This window comes from Microbulbifer elongatus (assembly GCF_020524885.1).
Classification (GTDB): domain Bacteria; phylum Pseudomonadota; class Gammaproteobacteria; order Pseudomonadales; family Cellvibrionaceae; genus Microbulbifer; species Microbulbifer elongatus_A.
This window is the reverse complement of sequence record NZ_JAIVKJ010000001.1, coordinates 705,776-732,495: the sequence shown is the minus strand read 5'-3', so window position 1 is coordinate 732,495 and position 26,720 is coordinate 705,776. Positions and strand designations below refer to the sequence as shown.

The following is a 26,720-nucleotide window of genomic DNA, read 5'->3' as shown; positions in this document are numbered from 1 at the left end:
AACTTGTGCCATTTATCAGCTTCTCTTAATCGTCCCAATTCCCACTTTGTTACAGCCCGCTTTTGACGCTTAATACCTTAATAATTCTTCGCCAGCTTTTTCCAGCTTTGCCCTGCGCACACAACTTCCACGCATGACGGAAGAATTTTACGAAGCTATTGCACCCTGTTTGGCTTTTCCCAGCTTCAACGGCCACTACTGGCCGCACGCCGCATTTGTCGCTAATATCAGCGGTTTCCTTTCTGAACAATCACCTCTTAGCGAATAAATATTGACCATGGATGCTCTCCCCCTGTCCGCCGCCATTTCCAAATTACAACAGCACAAAGACCACCAGCGCTGGTCGCTGCGGGAACTGTTCGCTTCCGATCCGAACCGCGCTCAGGCTTTCAGCGCAGAGGCCGCGGGTATTTACCTCGATTACAGCAAAAACCTGCTCAGTGCGGACACGCTGCAACAGCTGCTGGATTACACGGAAATCGCACAACTCAAGGCCAGCATCGAGGCGTTGCTGTCCGGTGCCTGTATCAATAACACCGAGCACCGTCCCGCTCTGCACACCGCTCTGCGCTTCCAGGGAGAGCCGAAGACCGAACACGAACAGGCGGTAGCCGACTGTCGAGTGCAAATGGCCCGATTCGTGGAGCAAGTCCATTCCGGCGCCTGGACCGGGTATAGCGGCAAGCGAATCCGCCACGTGGTCAATATTGGTATCGGTGGCTCAGATCTCGGGCCGCGTATGGTGTGTGAGGCCCTGCGCCCCTGGCACAAAGACGACCTCACCGTGCACTTTGTGGCGAATATCGACGGAGCGGACCTGAGCGATACCATCGCTCCCCTGTCCGCTGACGAGACTTTATTTATCGTTGCATCCAAGTCCTTCTCCACCCTGGAAACCCGCCAGAACGCGCTCTCCGCGCGCCAGTGGGTGCTCGATGCCGGCTGCGCCGAGTCAGACCTGGAAAAACACTTTGTGGCAGTGAGCAGTAACCTGACCGCCGCGCAGGATTTTGGTATCGCTGCGCAGAATATTTTCCCGATGTGGGACTGGGTAGGCGGCCGCTATTCACTCTGGTCCGCCATTGGCCTACCCATCGCACTGGCCTGTGGTTTTGACGTTTACAGCGACCTGCTGAAAGGCGCCAATGCCATGGATACACATTTCGCGGAAGCGGATTTTGCAGAGAATCTACCGGTGCTGATGGCGCTGATTCACTTCTGGTATCGCCAGTGCTGGAAAGCAGGCAGCCTCGCAGTACTCCCCTATGCACAGCGCCTAGCCAAGTTCCCGGCATGGCTACAACAACTGGATATGGAGAGCCTGGGCAAAAGCGTCACCCGCGATGCACAGCCCCTGCCCTACCCCAGCGGCAGTGTGATCTGGGGGGCCGAAGGCAGCAACGGCCAGCATTCCTTCCACCAGCTTCTGCACCAGGGCACAGACATGATTCCGGCGGATTTTGTCGCGATCAAGACGCCAACCTCAGAGCTGAAAGAACAACATCAGTGGCTGCTGGCCTGCTGCCTGAGCCAAAGCCAAGCATTGCTCAAGGGCAAGTCACTGGCGGAAGCGCGCAAGGAACTGGAAGCTTCCGGCCACACTCACAAAGACGTCCACCAGTTGGCTCCCCACAAGGTAATCCCCGGCAACCGCCCGAGTAACACCCTGATTCTGGAAAAACTCGACCCGTTCCATCTGGGCAGCCTGCTGGCTCTCTACGAACACAAGGTATTTACCTTTGGCTGCCTGCTGGATATCAATCCGTTTGATCAGTGGGGCGTGGAGCTTGGCAAGGTACTTGGCAATGCGGTACACGATGCGATTGAGGGGGAAATTCCGGACGATTGGGATGGCTCTACTTCCCACCTTCTAAAGCTTCTCCTCAAGTGATTGCGGGTTTTGTGGTATTCACTAAGGTATCCCGGTGGCGGCAAATCACTGGGTATCTGTTTTCAAAACCGCTGTGAATACATCCCTGTACGCTGCGTCGGCAACATCCCTGTTGCCGACGCTTTTGAAAACAGATACCCAGCACTTTGCCTACGCTTCACGCCCAAAGCACTGCCCCAAAAGACGTTACTCTTCAGCTTGGATACCGGAAACCACTTCAACTTGAAGGTAGAGTGCCGGGAGCGGGTTTTCAGGAGCGTCGCAAACAGTATGTTTGCGCCGCAACGCCCAGGGATGGGTTCACAGTGGTCCTGAAAACCCGCACCCGGTGCTCTACCGCCACTTAATTAACTAGTGGAGCCACTGCTCTTTACCCCCTGATCCAATAGTGGCTTAATCAAATCCATCGGCAACGGGAATACAATCGTAGAGTTCTGCTCTCCGGCAATGTCAATCAGCGTCTGCATATAGCGCAGCGTAATCGCATTTGAATTCTTGGAAAGCTGATCCGCAGCCTCGGTCAGTTTGACCGCCGCCTGCGCTTCACCCTCAGCATGAATCACCTTCGCCCGACGCGAACGTTCTGCCTCTGCCTGACGGGCAATCGCGCGGATCATGCTTTCGTCCAGATCAATATGCTTAATCTCCACATTGGTGACTTTCACACCCCAGGCATCGGTCTGCTCATCGAGGATTTTCTGGATATCTACATTGAGCTTATCTCGCTCGGAAAGCATTTCGTCCAGCTCATGTTTACCCAATACCGAACGCAGCGTGGTCTGGGAAAGCTGGCTGACTGCCTCGTGGTAGTTTTCCACATTGATGATCGCGGACTGCGGATCGATTACCCGGTAATACACCACCGCATTTACTTTCACTGAAACGTTGTCACGGCTGATTACGTCCTGGGTGGGGACATCCATCACCACCACCCGCAGGTCCACCCGCTCCATCGTCTGAATCATCGGAATGATGATAATCAGGCCCGGGCCCTTTACCGACTGGAAGCGCCCCAGAAAAAATACCACTGCGCGCTCATACTCGCGCAGAATCCGGATCGCATACATCACCAGAAATACGACCGCCAGTATCAAAAGACTCGCAAAATAGCTGACCATAAACTTGCTCCAGTTAATCCCTATTCTGGTTGTACCTGTAACGTTAACCCCTGCTCCCCGGTAACCTGCACCAACTGCCCCTCGGTCAGCAGGTTGTCGCATTCAGCGCGCCAGATTTCTCCGTCGACTTTCACCAGCAGCACAGGTTCCACTTCGGAAACTACCGCGGTGCGACCAACCATCGCCTGGTTGGCCGCCACTTTCGGCTTGCGTAATACGTGCCCCACCGCATACAAAAACCCCAGCAAGGCCAAACCATTGACACCGGCAATGCCGCCAATCAATCCCCTCGACACCCGCATTCCGGGCACATCGCTGTCAATCAGCATCACCGAGCCGATGACCAGCGCGACAACGCCACCAATACCGAGGGCACCGAAACTCGGCACAAACAGTTCCGCCGCAATCAACAGCGCACCGACAATAATCAAGGCCAACCCGGCGTAGTTGATCGGCATTACCTGCAGCGCGTAGAACGCGAGCAGCAGACAGATGATACCCACCACACCGGGGACTATGGCACCGGGGCTGTAACCCTCGAAGATCAGGCCATAGATACCAACAAGCAGGAGGATGTACGCGACCTGGGGGTTGGTAATCAAGGAGAGCAGTTCATTGCGCCAGTCTGGCGCATAGGTCTCGACCGGTAGTTCGGCAATTTCTGCTGTAATTTTCTTGGCACCACCCGCCAGCAATACTTCGCGCCCCGGCAACTGCGCGAGCAATTGCCCGCGATCATCCGCCACCAGGTCGATCACGTTTTCTTCCAGCGCCTCCCGGGCGGTGAGCGTCGCCGCATCACGCACCGCTTTTTCTGCCCAGTCCGCATTGCGTCCATGCCGTTTCGCCAGGCCACGGATATAGGCGACGGAATCGTTAATCACCTTGCGCTCCATCGCCGACCCGGATTTTCCGGCAGGCTCCGCCGATGCATCTTTATCATTTCCGTCCTTTTCATCACCGTGCTGCTTTTCTTCGGCATCGTTGCGCGGCGCCGGCTTCTCGGACCCAGGTGGTTCCTGCTGTCCGGGCATACCACCGATCTGAACCGGCGTAGCCGCACCGAGCGTAGTCGACGGTGTCATCGCGGCCACATGACTGGCGTAAAGAATATAGGTGCCGGCACTTGCAGCACGCGCGCCGGCGGGTGTGACGTAGGTTACGTAGGGGATCTCGGAGGCAAGAATATGCTGGATGATGTCGCGGGTCGCGGCGTCAAGGCCGCCGGGCGTATCCATGTTGATTATGAACAGACGTGCACCCCGCTCACGCGCGGTTTTGCTGGTGCGAATCAGGTAATCGGTGGTGGCGGGACCTATGGGGCCATCAATCGACAGCTCGGCAATATGCGGGCGCGGTTTACCATCGCCCTCCTTTGCTTCAGGTTCTTCGACCGCTTGTGCCAAACAGAAAACAGAAAAAACCTGCGCCACCACCAGCAACAGGCCTGCGAGTACTCCCTTCGACAACCGCTTGTCCATATCCGTTATCCTGGGTGCGAAAGAGGGAAAGGAAATACAAGCGTAACAGAATGAACAGGCGGCAAAGGGAATCTGGCGCCGGATCAACCGGCGACATCACCTGTGAGCCAAATACCGCCTGGCAAACTTCGGATCCATTTTCTCCAGATCCACCACAACCAGCCCGTCAACCGAATCACAGAAGTCCGGGTCGATATTGAAGGCGTGAAAGCTGGTACCGCCGGGTACGGTGACGGCGGCGTATTTTTTGAAAAGTGGTGGCAGTACCACCCCCTCTTCTTTCAAAAGCTGTTTCAACTGCAGCATATCCTGATAGGCATCGCCACTGAGATCTGGCAAATCAGCCCGGGTTTCCTCGAAGGGAAGGCGCGCATTGCCCATGGGCTTTTCGGTGGCAAAGTGGTGCAGGAAATAACGCACGATGGCGGACTTGGCGCGACGGGAGAAATTGCCGGGCATAGACACCGGGCCAAACAAAAAACGACGCTCGTTGCGCTGGATCCACTGGCCGATACCACACCACAGCAAGTCCAGGCCACGACTGCGCCAGTAGTCCGGCATCAGGAAGCTTCGGCCCAGTTCCGCGGAGCGCGGCAGGCACTCCTCCGGCGAGCCGGAATAGTTGAACAGGGTCGTACTGTAAATTTTGTCTGCGGCCAGACCATCGGTGTTCACAAGGCGATAGGCGCCGGCGATTCGCCGTTGCTCGGTATCCCACAGTAACAGGTGATCGTAATAGGCATCGAAGGCATCCCAGTCACGACTGTTGCCGGTGCCTTCACCCACTGCTCGGAAGGCGATCTCGCGCAGGCGGGACAATTCACGCATCGCCGGGCAGTCGGCGCGCTGGCGGTAGAGCTTCACTTCAAACTCGCCCTGGACAACCAGAGTTTCACAATCGCCCAGCACCTTCGCCACATCGGCGCTGGCTTCCGCTCCGGCAATGGGTTCCGGTGCAAGGCTCTGGGGGTTCTTATGCAGGCGGTACACCTGCTTTTTCCACAGCTTCGCCTGCGCCCGCGGAGCCATCGGCCAGTCGCGGTAGTGCTCCGGGGGCACCGGAGAACCAATGCGGATATCGATCCCCTTGCGCACCTGCTTGAACATCTCGCGCACCAGCCACAGGGTAGAGAGCGGCTTGTTGACCATGGACAATCCATACCACCACAGGGAATTTCTGCCGCGAACTTGCATTGGCAGAATCGGCGCATTGGTCTTGTCGGCGAAGCGGATAAAGCCCGGATTCCAGCGACCATCGCGCACCCCTTGCGGTGTCAGGCGAGAAACCTCGCCCGCTGGAAATACGATAATGGCTCCTCCGGCATGCAGATGGCTGTAGATCCCTTCCACATCCTCGCGTCGGGTGTGGCCTTTGAAATTATCGACCGGCAACAGATAACTGCGCAGCGGCTCGATATTCCACAACAACTGGCTGGCCACTGCCCGCACATCCTTGCGCACACGCGCTACCAGGTCGATCAGTGCCAGACCATCGAGACTGCCCAGTGGGTGATTGGAAACGATCACCAGCGGCCCCTGGGCTGGGATACGCTCCAGCTCCGCGGGGGTCACGTCGTAGCGGAAGTCAAAAGAGCGGAATACCTGGCGAATAAAGTCGATGCCGCCCAGGTGGGGGAATTCACGACCAAACTGCTGCAGTTGTTGCTCGCAGCAGATTTTCTTTACGGTGGCAGACACCAGCCGGCGCGCGGGACTTGTCGGCGCGGCACTGTACCAGGGATATTTTTGCAGCAGGTTTTCAAGCTGAATCATGCGGCGACGGCCTCAGTCATTATGCGAGCGATCCGGGGTGTACGGTGCCAGTGCAAAACATCCAAGGCGCCATTCCTCCCCTCGACGATGGCGGTCATGGAATCCACCCAGTCACCACAGTTGGCGTAGGTAACCGCACTCTTTTTGTCCGTACCTTTGCCGGTAACTCCAACCTCGACGGCACTATGACGAATACCCGCGCGGTGAATATGCCCACAGATCACACCATCAAAACCGCGACGACCGGTCTCACGGATGGCCACTTCCTCAAACTTGTTCATCATTTTGCGCGCGGCGTTTACACGGTTTTTGACGTGGTTGGCCAGGGACCACCAGGGCTTGTCAAAGCGGCTGCGCCAATAGTTGATCCAGCGATTAAAGCGCAACATCAGGTAGTAACTGTGATCGCCAATGTGATAGCTGACGGGATTGATATCGATATGGTGTTCGAACTGGTCGCCGTGGGTCACCCAGTAGCGTTTGCCATCGACCGCAGTGTGGATCCATTCGCGCTCCACGCGGATGTTGCCCAGGCGTTTGCCCGCCCAGCTGCGCATAGGCGCATCGTGATTACCTGGCACATAGATGATTTCCGGTACCCGAGTGCTCAGGTCGGAGAGCATTTCCAAAAGCAGGCTGGAAGCGTGGCACCAGCTGCCCTTGCCTTGGGACATGGCCTTCATATCGAAGATATCGCCCACCAGATACACCGTGTCCGCCGTATTCTGTGCGAGGAAATCCGCAAGCCGTTGCGGCTCGCTGTCCCGACTGCCCAGGTGAACATCGGAAACCCACAGTGCGCGATATCGATTACTCATTGGCAAGTCCCATCTTTGGTTAGGAACACATCAGATGGAATGCAACTTTGCTCGAGTTTTCTTACAAACCGACGGCTGTTTTTTGAAGCTTCTGTTGCAAGTGGGCAAAGAGAGGGACTTCAGTAACAAAAAGAGGGATTTTGAGGAATCGGTTTCTAATCTCTGACCCGCTGTATCTCTTCAAGTCGGGAAACGCTCCCCAGATAGTCCTGCCAGCTGGCCTCCAGCTCCGCTGTCTGGTAGCGCTGGTACTTCGCGCGGTCCAGCCAGTAGACCCGGGTTCTCGCCCGGCGCAAATCGATCAGCGGCAACTGGTCGATCGCCGCGGAACCGCGCTTGAATACCGAGCCGGCGCGAGAGTTCTGGATCATGTCACTAACGATGGTGAGGTACACATTCTCCGCCGCCGGATCCAGGTGATTGAGCGCCACCACGTCAGATAGCGCTTCATAAATGGGAGACACCGGCTGCTCACCACCCGATACCGCGCGACCGATGGCGTGGTCCAGGGGCTGCTCGAAGCGCTGCCTGTACAACGCCTGCACAAACTGCTGGTTTGCGGTGAGAGCGCTGACATCTTCGCCGGAGTGGGGTTTGCACAGATTGATCACGGGCTCAGAAAGCCCGTTGTAGTGATCGTCCAATACGAAAATGGAGAACCGGTCATTTACCGCGGCGGACTCCAACAGTCCTGACAAGTGTGTTTTAAGAAATCGGATCTGGTAAGCCGAAAGGGTATCGGAGGCATCGATGACCACCAGATGCTGCGCGAAACGGGGTAAATGTGGATTGCACAGAGTTACCTTGTCGAAGTCCCGCGCCGGAGAGCGCACCACTTGCAGAGCCGACACCACCAGCGCGATCAGGATCATCGCACCCAGGGCGAAGATCAGGGTGCCCCGCTTGTCCTCCCGGGATAAGCGCCTCCAGGAACGCGCACGTCGAGGTAATCGCCGGGGGCGGCGACGAAGGATCCCGCCCATCACGCTCTCCGCAGGCCGTGCTCTAGCTCCAGCCTGTCCACCAGTTCAGCCAGGGAGGCCTGGATCGATTCACAGCGCTGATTCACGATGCCTACAGCATCGCTGTAGGTCTGGTCCAACTCTTCCATCACTGTTTCAAAGGTGTCGAGGTCACGTTTGTGCTGCTCCAGCCCGGTAGTATTCAGGCACGGCAGTTTGTCCAGTTCGAACCGCAGCAGCTCACCAAAATATGCCGAGCGTCGATTCATCATGCGCGCGGAATACGACTGGTAGTAGCGCACCAGTTCATCCAGTAAACCCTGCGCCTTGATAATATCCTCGTGATAATGGCGATGGATTTCCTCACTGCGCTCGATACTTGCCTTGAACTGGATAAACTGGGCACGGATAGTTTTCTCTGTATCAGAAATGGTTTCCTGAAGATCTTCCGCCAGTTCGCTGACACTTTCGATGGCGTCCTCGTGGGCCTCTCGCCACGCCTTGTGATACTGCTTCACCCGCCGAGTGATCGCGGTGTATCCGGGGTAGCGGTCATCCACCACAAAAAATTTGGCCGCAAGCAGGATCAGCGCAATACCGCTGACAACTACCATAATCCAGGAATTGAAGTCCTGAATCCCAAGCGGCTGCGCCTGCAAGGTGGTCATCGCCATTTGCGATGCAGTAAAGGGATTGGCTTCCAGGGCTTCGCGGTAGTGACCGACGCCGAGCACAAATACCACGGCGGTTGCCAGCAACATCAGGAAAAGAGTCCCTGACAGTATCTTCCTGAAAATATTCTGATGGAAACTTTGCCGTAGAGAAAATGCCAGAAACGCCGCAAATCCCAAATTGATCATCGAGATAATAAAGGCTTGGAAAAATCCGCCTACCAGCCCCAGGTCACTGCCTTTCGACAGAAAAAAGGCGTTCAACACGGTTTCCACAATCACGATAAAAAAGATCACGGAAAAGTGCAGTAGCTTCGACTCGCGGTACACCGCCTCGCGGGTAAGTCCGTTGCGCTGGCGGAACATTTCCAGGTCCATACGCAGGGCGGAATATTCCTGTGCCCGCTGCTTCAAGCCGCCCACCAGGTTGGCAAGACGCCCGGCAATGGATTTCTCCACCAGCGATTCGGTATTTTTCATTTCCTGATGCAGCTGGCGGATATCCACGTCACTGCGATCCGCCAGTTCTTTGTCCAGTTCGTTCTGGCGGTTTTCATGTACCCGGCCGATGATTTCCCGCACCACGTAAGAGCGCATGCTCTCTTCGCTTTCGGTATGGTTGCGGCGATCGACCTCGGGGATGCCCGCTTTCACATCGCGCTCGACGCGCTGCTCGATCTTGAGGGCAGAGATGGCGGCTTTGGTGGCCGGTATTGATGTCATGCTGTCACCTAAAAACTTCCACTACATTTTAGGTTTGGCGTTTCTCTCACTCTCTGGCGCGCAAGTTGCCAGATAGAGTTCAGTCCAGTATTTGAGAAACCCTTTCTTGAGAATAGCCGGCCGCCAGCCCGTGTGTTGTCGATGCGACGAAGCGTTATCCTCGCGTGAAAGCTGACGCCAGAATTTCACCCGCTCCTGCCAAAACGTGATTTTCAGTAACTTTCTCCGCCAATCCTTGAAGTAATTCACGCCAAACCCACCAAAAATACATTGCACTCAAAGTAATACTAGACCTAAGATTTAAATGCCTTGGTACGCAATAACAAACAAGGCACTAAACTCGCGCCACTACCGGCCCTTCCAGCGAATAAACGATAACAATAGGAAAACGACCATGCCCCACTCTCGAAGGATCCTCCTGACTGCATTTTGTGCACTCACGCTCGCCACCTCTGCACAAGTTTCCGCTGCCGATATCGACCAGGTATTGCCGACCCAGCACAGCTGTAGCAGCACCCTTAAAATCCGCGCCCAGGATATGACCGACAGCCAGCTGAACGCCTCCTGCGCGGATCTGGCAGCGGAAGAAGCGCTCTTCCACCAGCGACTGCAGACCAATCAGACCCCTGTACCGGATGATTACAACGCCGACTTGCGGGTGGTGGTATTTGACGATTACAGCCAGTACGACACCTACGGGTACGACCTTTTTGGCATCAACACCAACAATGGCGGTATTTATATTGAGGGCTCGCCATCCATTCCCGGCAACCAGGCCAGCTTCTATGCCCACGAAGCCTCCTGGCTGCGCCCTGAGTTTTCAATCTGGAACCTGGAGCACGAATATGTGCACTATCTGGACGGGCGCTTTGTGGCGTACGGTGGCTTCAATCACTACCCGGGCAATATGGTCTGGTGGTCCGAGGGACTCGCCGAATACCTGTCCCTCGGCAATGACAACCCGGAGGCAATACAGGTAGCGCGGGACCACAAGCCACGGCACCGCAAGCCCAGCCTGGCGTCCGTGTTCGACACAACATACCGCGACAAAACCGACCAGGTGTATCGATGGAGCTACCTCGCCATCCGCTTCCTGTTCGAGCGCCACTACGATGAAGTCATCGCGATGACCAATACGCTCAAGAGCAACGACTTTGCGAGCTATACCGCCTATCTGAACAACTGGGAAAATAATTATGAAGCAGAGTACCAGAACTGGTTGGACGGCCTGATTAATAGCGGGGCAAGGGGCAAGCCCAAAGACAGTAAGAAGGAGCAAATGCTGCAGCGGCATTCCATGGCAGAAGAGAAGAAACGCGGGAAAGGAAGGGATAAGTAGCAGTACTGGGTTCTGGATCCCGTTACAGTCCAGGACAAACAAAAAAGGGCCCCGCGGGGCCCTTTTTTAATACTTCAGCCAATTGCGCCAACAGTCAATCGCTGTCGCCCGGGTGGCGCATGGGTGCGGGGAAGGGAAACTGTGCAATCTTGTCGCCCTTCACCTCATGCACCTTGCCTACGCCTTCTTTTTCCACTTCATCGATGCGCACGATGCTGTGCATGGGAATATAGGAGCGCTTGACCGAAGAGAACTCGGTTTTCAGCTTTTCCTCACTGGGGTCCACCACCAGCTGGGACTTCTCGCCGAACACAAACTCTTCCACTTCGATAAAGCCATACATCTCGCTCTGGTAGATGGCCCGCGCGTAGAGCTCGAACACCTGGTTCTGGTTGTGGAAAATGACTTTGTAGATTGGGTTTGCCATAGATCGCTCAATGAAGGGACTGAATGCGGATGCCCCATGAATTCTAGTGTGCAGGCGGGCCGGGCCCGACCGAGCCAAAAAAGGCGCGGAAGATTAACACTCTCCCATCCCCCCGTCTATGCAGCCCCAAATGCGGCCGGTATAATGCCCCACCTTTTGAATTGACCAGTTTTTAACCAGGCCCATCATGTCTACTGAGATGTCCCCCGAGAAGCCCGCTGAACCGACCGAAAAACCGGTGAAGAAGCTCTTTATCAAGACCCACGGCTGCCAGATGAATGAGTACGATTCTGCGCGCATGCGGGACCTGCTGGGCGAATCCCACCAGATGGTGCCCACGGACGACCCGGAAGACGCGGACGTGCTGCTGGTGAACACCTGTTCTATCCGCGAGAAAGCACAGGAAAAATTGTTCCACCAGCTGGGCCGCTGGAAGCACCTGAAAGAAAAGAATCCCGAGCTGGTTATCGGCGTCGGTGGCTGCGTGGCCAGTCAGGAAGGCGAGGCCATCGCCAAGCGTGCGCCCTATGTGGACCTGGTATTTGGTCCCCAGACCCTGCACCGCCTGCCGGAAATGATGGAGACCAAAAAGCAGAAGAGTGGTGCCATTGTTGTAGACGTGTCCTTCCCGGAGATCGAGAAGTTCGACCGCCTGCCACAGCCGGAAGCGGACGGTGTGAGCGCGTTCGTGTCCATCATGGAAGGCTGCTCAAAATACTGCACCTTCTGTGTAGTGCCCTACACTCGCGGTGAAGAGGTGAGCCGCCCGGTGGCGGATGTGCTGGAAGAAGTCGCACACCTGGCAGACCAGGGAGTCCGCGAGGTGAATCTGCTGGGACAGAACGTGAACGCTTACCGCGCGCCCGGTGAAGACGGTCAGATCGTGGATTTCGCCGAGCTGATCACCTACGTGGCGGCCATCGACGGCATCGACCGCATCCGCTACACCACCTCGCATCCGGTGGAGTTCTCCGATGCGCTGATCGACGTATATGCAGAAGTCCCGGAACTGGTCAATCACCTGCACCTGCCGGTACAGAGCGGGTCCGACCGCATTCTGATGGCAATGAAGCGCGGTCACACCGCGCTGGAATACAAGTCCAAGATCCGCCGCCTGAAGGCGATCCGCCCGGATATCTGCCTGTCGTCCGACTTTATTATTGGCTTCCCGGGTGAGACCGAGCGCGACTTCGAGGCCACCATGAAGCTTATCCAGGATGTGGGTTTCGACATTTCCTTCAGCTTCATCTATTCCTCCCGCCCGGGCACCCCGGCGGCTGACCTGCCGGACGACACCCCGGAAGAAGTGAAGAAACACCGCCTGCAGCTGCTGCAACACCGCATCAACCAGCAGGCCGCGGAAATCGCACGCAAAATGGTTGGCAACGTGGAGCGCGTTCTGGTCAGCGGTGTCTCCAAAAAAGACCCGGGCCAGCTGCAGGGCCGTACTGAAAACAACCGAGTGGTCAACTTCCGCTGTGACCAGCTGGAACTCATCGGTAAGTTTGCCGATGTGCTGATTGAGGAAGCACTGCCGAACTCTCTGCGCGGTACTCTCGTAGCCTCCGAGCTAGACGGGCCTCTGAGCTGAATCGACTTTCCGGGCAGCCAATTAGCTAGATATGGGCGGCCCTGCTACCGGGATTCGTTTCCGGGACCGTGCGCGGCCATGGATGGCCGCGCCCGAGCGCACAGGGATGTGCTCGTAGCGTGTCCCGGAAACGAATACCGGCAGCAGGGCCGCCACAAAACCAACTACGAAGCCCTCACAAGCCGCTACGGAGCAACAACCCCGGAGCGACCTCAAACCTTCATACTCCCCTGTTATAAGCCCCAAGACCGTTTAGAACCCATTCGTCACAAACCAACCTTTCCCCTACAAGGTAAATGGGTATAACCTACAGACTGAACCATCAGACAAAAGGTGCATGGAAACCAATTTGGAAACACAAGCCCTCGCTCACAGCATCATCCTTGAGCCAAACGACGCTCGCCGCCTGGCCAACCTCTGTGGCCAATTCGATCAACACCTGCGCCAGATAGAACAGCGACTGGATATCGAGATCCGCAATCGCGGCAACCAGTTTGCCTTCTATGGCGACGCCAAGTCCGCCCGCGCAGCTGGCGAGATCATCAGCAACCTGTATAAGGAAACCGGGGACAAAGACGACCTGACTCCGGACGAGATTCATCTCGCCCTGCAGGAATCCGGGGTCGAGGAGCTGGTGAGCGGCAAGCAGAAGATGGAAGACGGTGAAGGCGACCAGGTAGTGCTGATCCGCACCAAGAAGTGCTCCGTACGCCCTCGCGGTATCAACCAGCGCAAATACGTGCGCGCGGTGCAAAGTAACGATATCAACTTCGGCATCGGCCCCGCCGGTACCGGTAAGACCTACCTGGCGGTGGCCTGTGCGGTAGAGGCCCTGCTCAAAGACTCCGTGGAGCGAATCCTGCTGGTGCGCCCAGCGGTGGAGGCCGGTGAGAAGCTCGGCTTCCTGCCCGGTGACCTCAGCCAGAAGGTCGACCCTTACCTGCGCCCGCTGTATGACGCCCTGTATGAAATGCTCGGCTTCGAAACCGTTGGCAAGCTGATCGAGCGCAATGTGATCGAAGTGGCACCGCTGGCCTACATGCGCGGTCGTACCCTGAACAACGCATTTGTGATTCTCGATGAGAGCCAGAACACCACCCGCGAGCAGATGAAGATGTTCCTGACCCGGATCGGCTTCGGCTCCACCGCAGTGATTACCGGTGACCCGAGCCAGATTGACCTCCCCCGCGGCCAGGCTTCCGGCCTCAAGCATGCAATCGAGGTACTGAGCAACGTCAACGGCATCAGCTTCACCCATTTTGGCGCCAAAGACGTGGTGCGCCACCCCCTGGTACAGCGCATCGTAGAAGCCTACGGCGTGCATGAGGCGGAAGTGGAAGCGGAGCGCGAAGCGCGCAAAGCGGCCGCTATCGAAGCTGCCGGCAAGCCCGCTGGAGAAAATGCGGCCTGACGCCGCGCCCATGAACGCCAATTTGTCCGAGAGCCAATCGCGCTCGCCCGCTGACGTCCATTTGGATGTGCAGCGGGCCACCTCCTGCACTCAGCTTCCCTCCGATGCCGACCTTGCCCTCTGGGCATCCGCGGCCGTGGGCGAGCACCGCGCTGAGGCCGAGATCTCCCTGCGTATCGTCGATGAGGACGAAAGCCAGGCGCTCAACAGCCAGTACCGCGGCAAAGACAAACCCACCAATGTGCTCTCCTTTCCGGCAGACATTCCGCCCGAACTGGGCCTGCCGCTGCTGGGCGACCTGGTAATCTGCGCGCAAGTGGTCGCGCGGGAAGCGGAACAGCAGCACAAAGCCCTGTCCGCGCACTGGGCACACATGGTGGTCCATGGCACACTGCATCTTTTGGGTTACGACCATATCGAGGACGATGAAGCCGAGATCATGGAAAGTCTCGAAACCCGCATACTGGCTGGGCTGGGTATCGATGACCCATACCGGCCTCTTGAAGAGCCTGCGCAAACCGCACAGGCCGAAAAAACGACAAACGGAACCGACGAGTAACGCGGAGTATGGCCACATCCATGACCACCGACGAACCCCCAAGTAGCTCCTCTTCCAACCGCCCCCGATCGGGGGAGAAAAACTGGTTGGAGAAAATACTGGGTGCCTTCTCACAAGAGCCCAAATCCCGCGATGAACTGCTGGACATCATCAAGGACGCCGCCGAAAACAAGGTGGTAGATGCCGAAGCCCTGTCCATCATCGAGGGTGCGCTGGATGTATCCAGCCAACAGGTGCGGGAGATCATGATTCCGCGCTCACAGATGGTCGTGGTCAGCATTGAAGACCACCCCAAAGAATTCCTGCCCAAGATCATCGAATCCGGCCACTCCCGCTTCCCGGTGGTGGGTGAGAGCATCGACGATATTCGCGGCATACTCCTCGCCAAGGACCTGCTGCCACTGGTGCTGAAAGGTGTGGATGATTTCCGCCTGGAAGACCATATCCGCCCTGCGAATATCATTCCCGAGAGCAAGCGCCTCAACATCCTGCTGCGTGAATTCCGCGAGAACCGCTATCACATGGCGGTCGTAATCGACGAGTATGGCGGCGTTTCTGGCGTGGTGACAATTGAAGACATTCTCGAGGAGATCGTCGGCGAGATCGAAGACGAGACCGACGAGGAAGAAGCGGATAGCTTTATCCGCAAAGTGAGTGACAACGACTTTGTAGTCAAAGCGCTCACCCCTATCGAGGATTTCAACGAGTACTTCGAGTGCGAATTCAGCGACGAAGAGTTCGACACCATCGGCGGTCTGATCATGCAGTCCTTTGGCCACCTGCCAGGGCGCGATGAGATGACCAAGCTTGGAGAGTTCAAGTTCCGCGTCCTCTACGCCGACAACCGGCAGATTCACCTGCTGCGCGTCAGTCGTTTTGACCGGCCTGCCGAAGAAGATGGCTAATGCGTAAGTCCTTGTTGCTATCGCGGGCCCTGCCCTCGCTGGCCGCCCTGTTCGCGGGCGGCCTGCTGACCCTCTCTTTTGCCCCCTACAACCTCTGGTGGTGCAGCCTGCTCTCCCTGGGGTTGTTTGCGTGGCTGTTGGCGCCCGGGCGCGATGCCGCATCCGGTATCGCCAGCAGCGCTTTGCCCCGAAATTCGCTTAACGGAAAACAGATCTTCTGGCTCGCACTGAGCTTCGGCACCGGCCTGTTCGCCACCGGTGGCTCCTGGGTTTACGTATCCATTACCGACTTCGGCAATTCCTCACCCGTGCTCGGGGTAATACTGACCGCAGCCTTCGTGGGCATTCTGGCACTGGTGTTCGCCCTGCCATTTCCGCTTCTCGCGCGCCTGCGCGCCAACCCGATTTCATTTGCCCTCGCCTTCGCCGCCCTCTGGTTTGTGAGCGAGTGGTGCCGCACCTGGATGTTTACTGGCTTCCCCTGGCTGTTTGCAGGCTACGGACACATCCACACCTGGCTTGCGGGTTGGGCGCCCATTCTGAGCGTATACGGTATCGGCATGGTGCTGGCCTTCACCGCCGCCGTGGCCGCCCTGTTTATCCGCCGCAGCTTCGTATCCTGGAAATCCACGCAAGCGCTTTCGCTCCTGGCGGCTGCGCTGCTGACCTGGCCGGCCGGTCTCTTGCTGCAAAACCTGGAGTGGACGGAGCGCACCGGCGATACCAAAACCATCGGGCTGGTGCAGGCCAATATTCCCCAGGACAAAAAGTGGCGACCGGAATTTCGCGGCGAGACCATTCGGCGCTATCAAAGCGCCACCGAAGAGCTGCACCGTAAGAACGTGGATCTGGTGATATGGCCGGAGGCGGCCTTGCCGTTGCTGTACCACCACGCACCCAACCTGATGGAAGCACTACAGAACAGCGCCCAGGAAACGAAAACCGACCTCATCACCGGCATCCTTTACGATACCGAGCAGGATTATCGGCGCGTGGTGCACAATTCCGCCGCGGTGTTCGGCCAGGAACAGCAGGTCTATCACAAACGCCATCTGGTTCCCTTTGGCGAATACGTACCGCTGGAAGACTGGATTCGCGGAACCATTGAGTTCTTCAACCTGCCAACGTCGTTCATCCGCCCCGGACCGGAAGGTCAGAAGCCACTGCGGGCCTCCGGCCTTAGCTGGGCGCCGCTGATCTGTTATGAAATTGTCTATCCGCAACTGGTCGCCCAGAGCAGTGGCGACGCCGGGGTCCTGCTCACCCTGAGCAATGACGCCTGGTTTGGACGCTCCATCGGCCCGCTGCAGCATATGCAGATGGCACAGATGCGCGCCCTGGAAACCCAGCGCTACCTGGTGCGCGGAACCAATACCGGAGTCACCGCCATCGTCGCGCCGAACGGCACCATTACCGAGCAGCTTCCGCAGTTTGTACAGGCCACCATGATTGGCCAGGTGGAATCCCGCAGCGGGTATACCCCGTTTATGCTGATCGGTGTGTGGGGAATTGTTGCACTGGCGGCACTGATGCTGGTATCTGCGGTATTACTACAACGCCGCCCGGCGATGGACGAAGAATCGATTTTCGCCGGCGAAGCCACAGACTGAAGTCACCGCAGTCCGAACCGACCGGGGCGTTCGTTGCCCCGGTATCACACCTGCACTTTCATCCCTTTCTACCCGCCTTTCCACTATTCCTGTTTTATTGTCGCCAATGCGTCGCAATCACCAAAGTGACTGCTATTATCCTGAGATATTCATCCGGCAGGGATGCCTGATTTATGCATTGCCTAATCACTGGCGGCACTGGATTAATAGGCCGTCTTTTTTGTGCGAAGTGGCTGGCGCGAGGCCATCGACTTACGGTACTCAGCCGATCTCCCGCTAAGGTGCACAAACTCTGTGGCGAGTCCGCTGTGGGCGTGCGCGACCTACAGCAGGCCGAGGGCCCGGTGGACGTTGTTGTCAATCTGGCGGGAGAAACCATTTCAAAGCGTTGGAGCGACGCGCGCAAACAGGAAATACGCCGCTCGCGCCTGGACACCACATCGCAGCTGGTGCAATGGATCCTTTCCCAGGATCAACACCCCCAATACGTGCTTTCCGGTTCCGCTGTTGGTTATTACGGAGACCGCGGAGGCGACTTACTGAAAGAAAACAGCGGGCCCGGTGGTGGGTTTGCCGCGGAGCTGTGTAAGGAATGGGAGGCCGCCACCTTGCCACTGCAGCAGGCGGGCATTTGCGTCGGGATCATGCGTACCGCGATTGTGCTTTCCACCCGGGGCGGCGCCCTCCCCCAGATGCTGCCCCCTTTCCGGCTGGGACTGGGCGGCCCCATGAGTAGCGGAGAGCACTGGATGAGCTGGATTCACGAGGAAGATATTGTCGGTCTGATGCTGCACGCCATCGACCGGCGCCTCTGTGAGCCGTTCAACGCCAGCGCCCCGGAGCCCGTTACCAATAACAGCTTTTCAAGGCTTCTTGCCAAGCAGCTCCACCGCCCCTGCCTGATGCGCACACCCGCATGGATGTTGCGTCTGATGTTTGGTGAGATGGCGGACGAGCTTCTGCTCGCCAGCCAGAGAATGGAGCCGCGCGCAGCTATGGATAGTGGTTACAGTTTCCAGTACCCCACGCTGGAAAAGGCCCTCGCCGAACTCCTCGGTCCCGCGCACGAAAATGGCGGTGCCCACCCCTCTTCCCGGACTCGCTAGGCTCGCCAGCAGCCCACCACGGAAAAACCCCGCGCCGCCAGAACGCAAAGAGCCCGCAAAAGCGGGCTCAGGGCATCGACAACAGGGATTAAGGTCAGGCCGCAGCAGTATTGCGCGTCAGCGCCTGTTCCAGGTAGTTGCGTGCCGCGTCCGAAGTTACCGGATCCGCCTTGCACTCCATTGGTGCAGAACCTACCCAGTGTGCATGCCAGCGATACCAATTGTGGGCCTCGGCTTCGCTTTTAGGCTTTTCCTGGCGCAGTTCCACGAAGTCGGTCTGTTCCGGATCCAGCTTGAACTCGCGAACGATCTGCCCAACAAACGTTTCAAAGTTTTTGCTCAATCTGGCCGCAGTGTCGTCACCGGCGGTGAGCAGTACCAGCTGGCGCTTGCCACGCTGGGTCAGCTTGAAACCGATCCATACCGGACGGTTCAGACGGTTGTGGAGCTGAATGGGGGAGAAGGACGCAGGGATACCCGTCATCTGGACATTACCTCAATTTTTTTATGTTGTTATGGGCGATTCGGTCGAAAATTTCGCCAAAACTGCAGAGCCAAGAACATGAGATCCTTTCACCGGGGTCCAATGGGCCCTCGCCAGTTCTCAAAAGTATGGTTTCAGCAGTAACTGTCCTTGAGGGCGCCCATACTAGTTATTCGTGCCGGAAGCATCAAGCTCGCATCCGGAACCGATCGGGGTGATCAGTCAAACAATGCTGCTCAACACTTCACTCACTACGCCAACAGCCGCATTAACAGCTGCGCCGGGTGGGCAGTGGCCGCCAGCGATACCATTGATCCGCCACCAGTTCCCGCCAGTACATTTGGCTGCGTAACAGGGCCGCCGCGCTGGGCAGCCAGCGCAACAGGCCAATCTCCGCCCGGGGCACCAGTTCGCCGGCACTCCCGACAGGCAGTGGCCGCACCTGGATACCGGCCCGGGCAAAACTCTCGGCCGCTCGTGGCATGTGCCACCAGTGGGTTACCAACAGCACGCTTTCGACTCCGGAATCGTGCAGAAGTGCCGCCGAATTCGTAGCATTTTCTGCCGTGCTACGACTGCAATTCTCGCGCCAAGTCACCGGGCGCTGGAAAAGTTTTTCCAGCGCGTCCGCCATCAGGTCCGATTCTGGCACTTTCTCACCGGAGTAGACCCGCCCGCCGGTCACCAGGATTGGCAACTGTTCCGGGGCATTTGCCACCGCCCAGGCCACGCGCTCCAGGCTAGCCGCCGACAACCGCTCGGATCCTGACTCGGGGTCCCTATAGCGGCCACCGCCCAGCACGACAACTGCCGCCGGCTCCACATCAGGCGCCGGTGGCTGGAGGCCGACCAGACGCTGCCCCAGCCAGCCAGAAAAGGCAGGAGTCGCGCAAATCCACAAAGTAAGGAAACACAGGATAGCGAGCGGCAGTGACAGTTTGGCGACGGGCGTCGATGAGGGGAAAAACCAGAAAACAAACGCCAGCAGTAGCCCCACCAGCGGGGCAAATGGCGGCATGATCAGTGTGGCCAGGGCGGTTTGCAGTTCCATCTTGCGATGCGGTGTCCCGTTGCAATGCGATTGTTTTAGTAAGTACTGTCTGGCAGCGTGGATTCAGCCCGCATCGAGACCACCAGAAATCTGGCGGAAGCACCCGTAGCCACAACGGTGACAGGGGGTAATCTGGCTGCCCGCATCCGGCAGTGCGCGATAACCACAGCCCAGACACTGCAGCTCCTCGCCCTCACCTGCGGTTTCCCCGGCCAGTGCCCAGGGCTCTCCGCGGCGAATACAGTGCATCAGCGCCGGCCAGGCAGCCTTGGTGGGGTCGGCGGCCTCCAGCATCCAGTCGCCGTAACGCTCCTCCAGGGTCTTCAGCTCGCCGCCCAGGTCTTCAAGGTAACCCGCAGCCCGGTGCCGGTCGTCTTTCAGCCAGGCGTTGAGGAACGCGGCCTTGCTGGCGGTGAGCTTTTCCACCGCAAGTTCGTCCTTCACCAGCTGCTCCAGCTCCTGACGCAGCCCCGCAGACAGCTTTTCATCTTCCAGCAGCAGATCGGGATTATCCACCTGCCGTGCCCCTTTCGTACCGGCTTTAGGTTCCTTACTCACCCTATCCCTCCTATAATTCGCCGTTTTCCGGCAGAACCGCAATGGCGGTTGCCAGTCGGAATACCCCAATAGATCGAGTCACTGAGTATAGGTTCCCCACAGATGGAAGAGCAGTACAACCCCTCCGCAGTCGAAGCCGCCGCCCAGGAGCATTGGGCCGAGCAGAAAAGCTTCGAGGTAAAGGAAGACCCCAGCCGCGACAAGTTCTATTGCCTATCCATGTTCCCCTACCCCAGCGGCAAGCTGCATATGGGGCACGTACGCAACTACACGATTACCGATGTGATCTCCCGCTACCAGCGCATGCAGGGCAAGAACGTGCTGCATCCCATGGGCTGGGACGCCTTCGGCCTGCCGGCGGAAAACGCCGCCATCCAGAACAAGACCGCGCCGGCCAAGTGGACCTACTCCAACATCGATTACATGAAGGGCCAGCTGAAAGCCCTCGGTTTCGGCTTTGACTGGTCCCGCGAACTCGCTACCTGCCAGCCCTCCTACTACCGCTGGGAGCAGTGGTTCTTCACCCGCCTGTACAAGAAAGGCCTGGTGTACAAGAAGAACTCCGCGGTGAACTGGTGCCCACACGACGCCACCGTACTCGCCAACGAACAGGTCGAAGACGGTGCCTGCTGGCGCTGTGGCACCACCGTTGAGCGCCGCGAGCTGGCACAGTGGTTTATCAAGATCACCGACTACGCCGAAGAGTTGCTGAACGACCTGGACCAGCTCCCGGACTGGCCGGAGCAGGTGCGCACCATGCAGCGCAACTGGATCGGCAAATCCAAGGGTGTCGAGCTGGCCTTCGCGCTGCCGAAAACCATTGCCGGCGTCGACCACTTCGACGTCTACACCACCCGCCCGGACACGCTCATGGGGGTTACCTACGTGTCCCTGGCCGCGGAGCACCCGATTGCGCTGGAACTGGCCGAGGGCAACCCGGAACTGAAAGCCTTTATTGCCGAGTGCAAAAAGCAATCCATGTCCGAAGCCGATATGGCCACCATGGACAAGAAAGGCATGGACACCGGACTCAAGGCCATCCACCCGCTCACCGGCGAAGAAGTTCCTGTGTGGGTCGCCAACTACGTACTGATGGATTACGGCTCCGGCGCCGTAATGGCGGTCCCGGCCCACGACCAGCGCGACTGGGAGTTTGCCAAGAAGTACGACCTGCCCATCGAACAGGTGATCGCCCCTGAAAGTGGCGAAACCATCGACCTGGAAAAAGAAGCCTTCACCGAAAAAGGTGTGCTGGTGAACTCTGGCGGCTTCGACGGCCTCGACTTCGATGCCGCCTTCAACGCCATCGCCGACGGCCTGGAAGCTGCCGGCAAAGGCCGCGTCACCACCAACTACCGCCTGCGCGACTGGGGTGTATCCCGCCAGCGCTACTGGGGTGCGCCAATTCCCATGTTCAACCTCGCCGACGGCAGCGAGATCCCAGTACCAGCGGAAAAACTGCCGATCTTGCTGCCGGAAGACGTGGAACTGGACGGTGTTACGTCCCCGATCAAAGCGGATCCAGAGTGGTGCAAAGACGAATACAACGGCGAAGCAGTCGAACGTGAAACCGACACCTTCGACACCTTTATGGAGTCCAGCTGGTACTACGCCCGCTACACCTGCCCGGATTTCGAAGAAGGCATGCTCGACCCCGACCGCGCCAACTACTGGCTGCCGGTAGACCAGTATGTGGGCGGTATCGAACACGCCATCCTGCACCTGCTGTACGCGCGCTTCTTCCACAAGCTGATGCGCGACGAAGGCCTGGTCAGTAGCGACGAGCCCTTCAAGCGCCTGCTGTGCCAGGGCATGGTTCTCGCCGAGTCCTTCTACAAAGAAGAAAATGGCCACAAAACCTGGATCGCCCCGACTGCCGTCGACGTTGAGCGCGACGACAAAGGCAAGCCGATCAAAGCCGTAGAGCGTGCCACCGGTGAAGAAGTCGTCGCTGGCGGCGTAGTGAAAATGTCCAAGTCCAAGAACAACGGCATCGACCCCCACGCCGCAGTACAGGAATACGGTGCCGACACCGTGCGCCTGTTCACCATGTTCGCCGCCCCCCCCGAGCAGACTCTCGAGTGGCACGACTCCGGTGTGGAAGGCGCCAGCCGCTTCCTGCGCAAGCTGTGGAAAACCGTGCACGGCCACATTCAGGCCGGCGACGGCAGCGCCGCGATCGATGCAGACAAGCTGAGCGACAAGCAACAACAGCTGCGCCGCAAAACCCACGAAACCATCCAGAAAGTCAGCGACGACTATGGCCGTCGCCAGACCTTCAACACCGCCGTCGCCGCGGTGATGGAACTGCTGAACGAAGTGAGCAAGGTTGCCGAACGCGACTCCGCCAACGGCCTCGCGGTAGAACGCGAAGCCCTGCAAGCCGCCGTCATGCTGCTCGCCCCGGTCACCCCGCACATCAGCCACGAACTGTGGAACGCGCTGGGCAATTCCGGCGAGCTGGTCGACGCCCAGTGGCCGCAGGTAGACGAAAAAGCCCTGGTGCGCTCCAGCATCACTCTGGTTGTGCAGGTGAACGGCAAACTGCGCGCGAAGCTGGAAGTCCCGGCAGACACCGACAAGAAAACCCTAGAGCTGAAAGCTCTGGCGGACGAGAACGTGGTGAAATTTACCGAAGGTAAAACCGTGCGCAAGGTGATCGTTGTACCGGGCAAACTGGTCAACATCGTAGCCAATTAAATTGCTCGAATATGGTGGATACACTGCGTCTATCCACCTTTGCTTACGAAGCTCAAGACTTTACGCAAAGGCCGAGTGCCGGGGGATTGTTTTCAGGAGCGTCGGCGACATGGACGTCGCCGACGCAGCGTACAGGGATGTATTCACAGCGGTCCTGAAAACAATCTCCCGGTACTCGGCCGCCACAGCTTTAGAAAAAGAACCCAGCGGACCTCGATGAAAACAACACTGTTGCGCACAATCACATTAATCCTGGCCGTCACAATCTCAGCCTGTGGCTGGCACCTCCGCGGCGCACCCAAAAACTTCCCCCCGGGAAGTAAGCTTTACATCACCACCGAAGACCCCAGAAGCGAACTGGCCGAGAGCATCACCAGCCTGCTGCAAACCAGCGGCCTGCCCTTGGCGGAAAATCCGCTCGAAGCCGACTTCACCCTCACCATCCACAAAGAGACCGAGAAAAAACGCACCGTCTCCGTGGACGCCAAAGGCCGCGCCTCCGAATACGAACTCATTACCAGCGCTGAATACAGCGTGCAGGACAGAAATGGTCGCGACCTGCTTACCGAGGCCCAGGCCGACGTCTACCGCACACTGGAATGGGACGACAACGAAGTGGTCAGTAAAGGGGAAGAAGAGCGCCTGCAGCGAGAAGAAATGCGCCGCGAACTGATTAGCCGAATCATTGACCGCCTGCGCCGCATAGAAATCAGCGCCCCGGTTACAGACAACCCGGCAGCGCCCTGATATGCCCCGCATCAACCCCCGCCAACTGGCACAGAACCTTCGCCAGGGCCTCGCCCCCATCTATGTTGTCACCGGCGACGAACCCCTGCTGGTACAGGAGTGCTGCGACAGCATCCGCGAAGCCGCGCGTAATCAAGGTTTTAACGAGCGGGATCTGCTGCACGGCGAACACAATTTTGACTGGGGGCAACTGCTCTCGGCCGCCGGCAGCCTGTCTTTATTCGCGGACAAAAAAATCATCGAACTGCGACTCCCCGGCGGCAAGCCCGGAGACAAAGGCAGCAAAGCCCTGCAGGAATTCGCCAGTATGGCGAATGAAGAAACTCTGCTGTTACTGGTACTGCCGCGCCTCGATCGCTCGCAGCTGAACAGCAAATGGGTCAAAGCACTGGAAGCCAAGGGTGTCCTGATCCAGATCTGGCCTGTCGACGCTTCCGAAATGCCCCGCTGGATTCACCAGCGGCTGCGTGCCAATGGCCTCGACGCCGAGCCGGAGGCCATCCAGATTCTGGCCGAGCGGGTCGAAGGCAACCTGCTCGCCGCCAGCCAGGAAATTGAAAAACTGAAACTGCTGGCCAACGACAGCGTCATTACCGCCGACACCATGAACAATGCCGTGGCGAGCTCCGCCCGCTACGACGTATTCGGTCTCATCGACAAAGCGCTGGCCGCAGACGCCGCTGGTGCCGTACGCACACTGCAAGGGCTGCGCGCCGAAGGCGTGGAAGCTCCGGTGGTACTGTGGGCTATCGCCCGCGAAATCCGTACCCTGCTGGAAACCCAGCAGAAGCTCGACCAGGGCCAACCCATCAACCGCCTGGTGCGTATCCAGAAGCGCCAACCGCTGGTGCAGGCCGCCTGCCAACGCCTGCGTCCCCGCCACCTGCAAAACTTCCTGCTACGCGCCCGCGCGGTGGATAACGCAATCAAGGGTGGCAAGGAAATGGATCCCTGGGCCGGCCTGTTGGAGCTCACTCTGAACCTCTCCGGCAAACGGAGTATCTGAACCCAGCGCAATTTGGCGCATGAGAGCAGTTTTCCCGGCAGTAAAGGGTAAGTACTAACCTTTCAAGTTGGTTAGGATTAACTCTAGGAAGATCTTTAGAGAGACGACCATGAGTAATGCTCAGGCACCATCCGAGGTGGCGGCTACCCACACCGTTGTAAACCAGCCAAGGCCCCTGCAGGGCCACAATCTCTACGCCGGAGATACCGCACTCAGGGAAGCGGTGACGCGTAATGGCGGTCACGGGGGTGAGGATGACCTGCAGCGCTATGGCGAGGTGTGTGGGCGCCCGGAGTGGATCGAGCGCGGCTTTCAGGCTAACCACTACAAACCGGAATTCGAGCCCCACGACCGCGTCGGCAACCGCATCGACCAGGTCAATTATCACCCCGCCTATCACCAACTGATGCAGTTGGCGAAGAGCGAAGGGCTGCACTCATCCCCCTGGACAGACCCGAAGCCTGGCGCCCACGTAGTGCGCGCCGCCAAATACTACCTGCATAGCCAGGTAGAGTCCGGCCACTGCTGCCCGATCACCATGACCTTCGCCGCAGTTCCCTCCATCAACCTGACCCCGGCGCTGGCGAAGGAGTGGCTGCCAAAAATCACCGATCGTGGCTACGATCCCAGCAACCGTCCGCACACTGAAAAAGCCGCGCTCACCATCGGCATGGGCATGACCGAAAAGCAGGGCGGTTCAGATGTGCGCGCCAACAGCACCACCGCGACGCCCCTTGGCGACGGTAGCTACGAGCTGGTAGGCCACAAATGGTTTACCTCTGCGCCCATGTGTGACGCTTTCTTGATGCTGGCACAGACTGACGCGGGCCTGAGCTGCTTCCTGGTGCCCCGCTGGCGCCCGGACGGCAGCAAAAATCCCATTCAGGTACAGCGGCTGAAAGACAAGGCCGGCAACGTCTCCAACGCCTCTTCCGAAATAGAACTGCGCGGCGCCCTCGGCTGGCTGGTGGGTGAAGAGGGGCGCGGTGTACCGGCGATCATCGAGATGGTCGCAGCCACCCGCTTCGACTGTATGATCGGCTCATCCGCAGGCCAGCGGCAGGCGACTCTGCAGGCGATCTACCACGCCAGCCAGCGCAGTGCCTTCGGCAAAACCCTGATCGACCAGCCACTGATGCAGAACGTGCTCGCGGATTTACAGCTCGAGCTGGAAGGCTCCGTAGCTATGACCATGCGGATAGCCCAGGCCATGGACCACCTGGATGATGAAAGGCAAAAGCTGCTGATGCGCCTGGGAACCGCAGTGGGCAAATACTGGATCTGCAAACGCACCCCGCACCACGCCTACGAGGCCATGGAGTGCCTGGGTGGCAATGGCGTGATCGAAAACTTTATTACCGCGCGCCTATACCGCGACGCGCCAATCAATGCGATCTGGGAAGGCTCCGGCAACATCCAGGCACTCGACGTGCTGCGTGCGCTGACGAAAACACCGGCGGTAATCACCAACTGGTATGACGAACTGGAGGGTAGTACAGGTAGCCACCCGCTCTACGATAAAGCGGTAACCAATCTCAAAGACGAATTAAGCAAGTTTGAGAACATCGAATACCGCGCCCGATACGTGGTCGATCAGATGGCGCTCACCATGCAATCACACCTGTTGATCCAGGGCGGCAACAGTGCCGTGGCGGAAGGGTTTATTACATCGCGCCTGGGTACTCAGGGCATCAGCAATACCGGGACTTTACCCGCAAGTATCGATGTAAAATCAATTATCGGGCGGGGCAACCCACTGCTGATTTGAGCTGGCTCCCCTGCAAGGACA

The 26,720-nt window shown here is 58.1% G+C and carries 22 protein-coding genes; 12 read left to right on the top strand and 10 right to left on the bottom strand.

All coding sequences use genetic code 11. From position 1 onward, the window contains the following. Window positions 1-277 precede the first annotated feature (277 nt). A complete protein-coding gene (gene pgi / locus LC059_RS03010; RefSeq protein WP_226702343.1) occupies window positions 278-1,891 on the top strand; it encodes a glucose-6-phosphate isomerase in 1,614 nt (537 codons plus the stop codon). 347 nt (window positions 1,892-2,238) lie between these two features. Here pgi and LC059_RS03005 read toward each other — a convergent pair whose 3' ends face one another. The 6 genes from LC059_RS03005 to LC059_RS02980 all read right to left on the bottom strand — a co-directional run bounded on the left by LC059_RS03005 (window position 2,239) and on the right by LC059_RS02980 (window position 9,437). Then, window positions 2,239-3,009: a slipin family protein gene (locus LC059_RS03005; protein ID WP_226702342.1), complete on the bottom strand. Its 771-nt coding sequence runs from the start codon at window positions 3,007-3,009 to the stop codon at window positions 2,239-2,241. Window positions 3,010-3,029: 20 nt separating this feature from the next. Next, a complete protein-coding gene (locus LC059_RS03000) occupies window positions 3,030-4,490 on the bottom strand; it encodes an NfeD family protein (protein ID WP_226702341.1) in 1,461 nt (486 codons plus the stop codon). A 96-nt stretch (window positions 4,491-4,586) separates the two neighbouring features. After that, window positions 4,587-6,263, bottom strand: coding sequence for a lysophospholipid acyltransferase family protein (locus LC059_RS02995; RefSeq protein ID WP_226702340.1), 1,677 nt, complete (start codon window positions 6,261-6,263; stop codon window positions 4,587-4,589). Beyond that, window positions 6,260-7,081, bottom strand: a complete 822-nt coding sequence (locus LC059_RS02990) for a UDP-2,3-diacylglucosamine diphosphatase (RefSeq protein WP_226702339.1) — start codon at window positions 7,079-7,081, stop codon at window positions 6,260-6,262. The genes LC059_RS02995 and LC059_RS02990 overlap by 4 nt, the downstream gene beginning before the upstream one ends. 155 nt (window positions 7,082-7,236) lie before the next feature. Beyond that, on the bottom strand, window positions 7,237-8,064 hold the full coding sequence (locus LC059_RS02985; protein ID WP_226702338.1) for a hypothetical protein: 828 nt from the start codon (window positions 8,062-8,064) through the stop codon (window positions 7,237-7,239). Continuing rightward, window positions 8,064-9,437, bottom strand: coding sequence for an ABC transporter permease (locus LC059_RS02980; RefSeq protein ID WP_226702337.1), 1,374 nt, complete (start codon window positions 9,435-9,437; stop codon window positions 8,064-8,066). Before LC059_RS02980 ends, LC059_RS02985 begins: the two co-directional genes overlap by 1 nt. Before the next feature lie 394 nt (window positions 9,438-9,831). On the opposite strand from LC059_RS02980, the gene LC059_RS02975 reads away from it, so the two are divergent. Continuing rightward, window positions 9,832-10,776, top strand: a complete 945-nt coding sequence (locus LC059_RS02975; RefSeq protein ID WP_226702336.1) for a collagenase — start codon at window positions 9,832-9,834, stop codon at window positions 10,774-10,776. Window positions 10,777-10,870: 94 nt separating this feature from the next. Here the strand turns inward: LC059_RS02975 and LC059_RS02970 are convergent, their stop codons facing one another. Next, complete coding sequence (locus LC059_RS02970) at window positions 10,871-11,203, bottom strand: DUF1820 family protein (protein ID WP_226702335.1); 333 nt, start codon at window positions 11,201-11,203, stop codon at window positions 10,871-10,873. 187 nt (window positions 11,204-11,390) lie between these two features. On the opposite strand from LC059_RS02970, the gene miaB reads away from it, so the two are divergent. The 6 genes from miaB to LC059_RS02940 all read left to right on the top strand — a co-directional run bounded on the left by miaB (window position 11,391) and on the right by LC059_RS02940 (window position 18,385). After that, a complete protein-coding gene (gene miaB / locus LC059_RS02965) occupies window positions 11,391-12,794 on the top strand; it encodes a tRNA (N6-isopentenyl adenosine(37)-C2)-methylthiotransferase MiaB (protein WP_226702334.1) in 1,404 nt (467 codons plus the stop codon). A 337-nt stretch (window positions 12,795-13,131) separates the two neighbouring features. Beyond that, complete coding sequence (locus LC059_RS02960) at window positions 13,132-14,205, top strand: PhoH family protein (RefSeq protein ID WP_226702333.1); 1,074 nt, start codon at window positions 13,132-13,134, stop codon at window positions 14,203-14,205. A 10-nt stretch (window positions 14,206-14,215) separates the two neighbouring features. Beyond that, the gene (gene ybeY, locus LC059_RS02955) at window positions 14,216-14,764 is read left to right on the top strand and encodes an rRNA maturation RNase YbeY (RefSeq protein WP_226702332.1); all 549 of its coding nucleotides are present in this window, start codon (window positions 14,216-14,218) and stop codon (window positions 14,762-14,764) included. Between the two features lie 8 nt (window positions 14,765-14,772). Beyond that, window positions 14,773-15,669: an HlyC/CorC family transporter gene (locus tag LC059_RS02950; protein WP_226702331.1), complete on the top strand. Its 897-nt coding sequence runs from the start codon at window positions 14,773-14,775 to the stop codon at window positions 15,667-15,669. Beyond that, the gene (lnt, locus tag LC059_RS02945; RefSeq protein ID WP_226702330.1) at window positions 15,669-17,279 is read left to right on the top strand and encodes an apolipoprotein N-acyltransferase; all 1,611 of its coding nucleotides are present in this window, start codon (window positions 15,669-15,671) and stop codon (window positions 17,277-17,279) included. The genes LC059_RS02950 and lnt overlap by 1 nt, the downstream gene beginning before the upstream one ends. Window positions 17,280-17,452: 173 nt before the next feature. Beyond that, window positions 17,453-18,385, top strand: a complete 933-nt coding sequence (locus LC059_RS02940; RefSeq protein ID WP_226702329.1) for a TIGR01777 family oxidoreductase — start codon at window positions 17,453-17,455, stop codon at window positions 18,383-18,385. Window positions 18,386-18,479: 94 nt separating this feature from the next. On the opposite strand, the gene LC059_RS02935 is transcribed toward LC059_RS02940, so the two are convergent. From LC059_RS02935 to LC059_RS02925, 3 genes are all read right to left on the bottom strand, one after another. Beyond that, window positions 18,480-18,869 carry a hypothetical protein gene (locus tag LC059_RS02935; RefSeq protein ID WP_226702328.1) on the bottom strand — a complete coding sequence of 130 codons (390 nt, stop codon included), beginning with the start codon at window positions 18,867-18,869 and terminating at the stop codon, window positions 18,480-18,482. 268 nt (window positions 18,870-19,137) lie between these two features. Beyond that, complete coding sequence (locus LC059_RS02930) at window positions 19,138-19,920, bottom strand: YdcF family protein (RefSeq protein WP_226702327.1); 783 nt, start codon at window positions 19,918-19,920, stop codon at window positions 19,138-19,140. A 63-nt stretch (window positions 19,921-19,983) separates the two neighbouring features. After that, window positions 19,984-20,478 (bottom strand): zinc ribbon-containing protein, encoded by a 495-nt coding sequence (locus LC059_RS02925; protein WP_226702326.1) that lies wholly within the window; start codon window positions 20,476-20,478, stop codon window positions 19,984-19,986. 102 nt (window positions 20,479-20,580) lie between these two features. On the opposite strand from LC059_RS02925, the gene leuS reads away from it, so the two are divergent. The 4 genes from leuS (at window position 20,581) to LC059_RS02905 (ending at window position 26,699) form a co-directional block, all read left to right on the top strand. After that, window positions 20,581-23,178, top strand: a complete 2,598-nt coding sequence (gene leuS / locus LC059_RS02920; protein WP_226702325.1) for a leucine--tRNA ligase — start codon at window positions 20,581-20,583, stop codon at window positions 23,176-23,178. A gap of 216 nt (window positions 23,179-23,394) precedes the next feature. Continuing rightward, window positions 23,395-23,925: an LPS assembly lipoprotein LptE gene (gene lptE, locus LC059_RS02915; RefSeq protein WP_226702324.1), complete on the top strand. Its 531-nt coding sequence runs from the start codon at window positions 23,395-23,397 to the stop codon at window positions 23,923-23,925. 1 nt (window position 23,926) lies between these two features. Next, a complete protein-coding gene (holA, locus tag LC059_RS02910) occupies window positions 23,927-24,931 on the top strand; it encodes a DNA polymerase III subunit delta (RefSeq protein ID WP_226702323.1) in 1,005 nt (334 codons plus the stop codon). Between the two features lie 109 nt (window positions 24,932-25,040). Beyond that, window positions 25,041-26,699: an acyl-CoA dehydrogenase family protein gene (locus LC059_RS02905; RefSeq protein WP_226702322.1), complete on the top strand. Its 1,659-nt coding sequence runs from the start codon at window positions 25,041-25,043 to the stop codon at window positions 26,697-26,699. Window positions 26,700-26,720: the final 21 nt, after the last annotated feature.

Excerpts from the sequence above, each read along its gene's own strand:
- pgi (WP_226702343.1), top strand. The coding sequence starts at position 278 with ATGGATGCTCTCCCCCTGTCCGCCGCCATTTCCAAATTACAACAGCAC.
- LC059_RS03005 (WP_226702342.1), bottom strand. The coding sequence starts at position 3,009 with ATGGTCAGCTATTTTGCGAGTCTTTTGATACTGGCGGTCGTATTTCTG.
- LC059_RS03000 (WP_226702341.1), bottom strand. The coding sequence starts at position 4,490 with ATGGACAAGCGGTTGTCGAAGGGAGTACTCGCAGGCCTGTTGCTGGTG.
- LC059_RS02995 (WP_226702340.1), bottom strand. The coding sequence starts at position 6,263 with ATGATTCAGCTTGAAAACCTGCTGCAAAAATATCCCTGGTACAGTGCC.
- LC059_RS02990 (WP_226702339.1), bottom strand. The coding sequence starts at position 7,081 with ATGAGTAATCGATATCGCGCACTGTGGGTTTCCGATGTTCACCTGGGC.
- LC059_RS02985 (WP_226702338.1), bottom strand. The coding sequence starts at position 8,064 with ATGGGCGGGATCCTTCGTCGCCGCCCCCGGCGATTACCTCGACGTGCG.
- LC059_RS02980 (WP_226702337.1), bottom strand. The coding sequence starts at position 9,437 with ATGACATCAATACCGGCCACCAAAGCCGCCATCTCTGCCCTCAAGATC.
- LC059_RS02975 (WP_226702336.1), top strand. The coding sequence starts at position 9,832 with ATGCCCCACTCTCGAAGGATCCTCCTGACTGCATTTTGTGCACTCACG.
- LC059_RS02970 (WP_226702335.1), bottom strand. The coding sequence starts at position 11,203 with ATGGCAAACCCAATCTACAAAGTCATTTTCCACAACCAGAACCAGGTG.
- miaB (WP_226702334.1), top strand. The coding sequence starts at position 11,391 with ATGTCTACTGAGATGTCCCCCGAGAAGCCCGCTGAACCGACCGAAAAA.
- LC059_RS02960 (WP_226702333.1), top strand. The coding sequence starts at position 13,132 with ATGGAAACCAATTTGGAAACACAAGCCCTCGCTCACAGCATCATCCTT.
- ybeY (WP_226702332.1), top strand. The coding sequence starts at position 14,216 with ATGAACGCCAATTTGTCCGAGAGCCAATCGCGCTCGCCCGCTGACGTC.
- LC059_RS02950 (WP_226702331.1), top strand. The coding sequence starts at position 14,773 with ATGGCCACATCCATGACCACCGACGAACCCCCAAGTAGCTCCTCTTCC.
- lnt (WP_226702330.1), top strand. The coding sequence starts at position 15,669 with ATGCGTAAGTCCTTGTTGCTATCGCGGGCCCTGCCCTCGCTGGCCGCC.
- LC059_RS02940 (WP_226702329.1), top strand. The coding sequence starts at position 17,453 with ATGCATTGCCTAATCACTGGCGGCACTGGATTAATAGGCCGTCTTTTT.
- LC059_RS02935 (WP_226702328.1), bottom strand. The coding sequence starts at position 18,869 with ATGACGGGTATCCCTGCGTCCTTCTCCCCCATTCAGCTCCACAACCGT.
- LC059_RS02930 (WP_226702327.1), bottom strand. The coding sequence starts at position 19,920 with ATGGAACTGCAAACCGCCCTGGCCACACTGATCATGCCGCCATTTGCC.
- leuS (WP_226702325.1), top strand. The coding sequence starts at position 20,581 with ATGGAAGAGCAGTACAACCCCTCCGCAGTCGAAGCCGCCGCCCAGGAG.
- lptE (WP_226702324.1), top strand. The coding sequence starts at position 23,395 with ATGAAAACAACACTGTTGCGCACAATCACATTAATCCTGGCCGTCACA.
- holA (WP_226702323.1), top strand. The coding sequence starts at position 23,927 with ATGCCCCGCATCAACCCCCGCCAACTGGCACAGAACCTTCGCCAGGGC.
- LC059_RS02905 (WP_226702322.1), top strand. The coding sequence starts at position 25,041 with ATGAGTAATGCTCAGGCACCATCCGAGGTGGCGGCTACCCACACCGTT.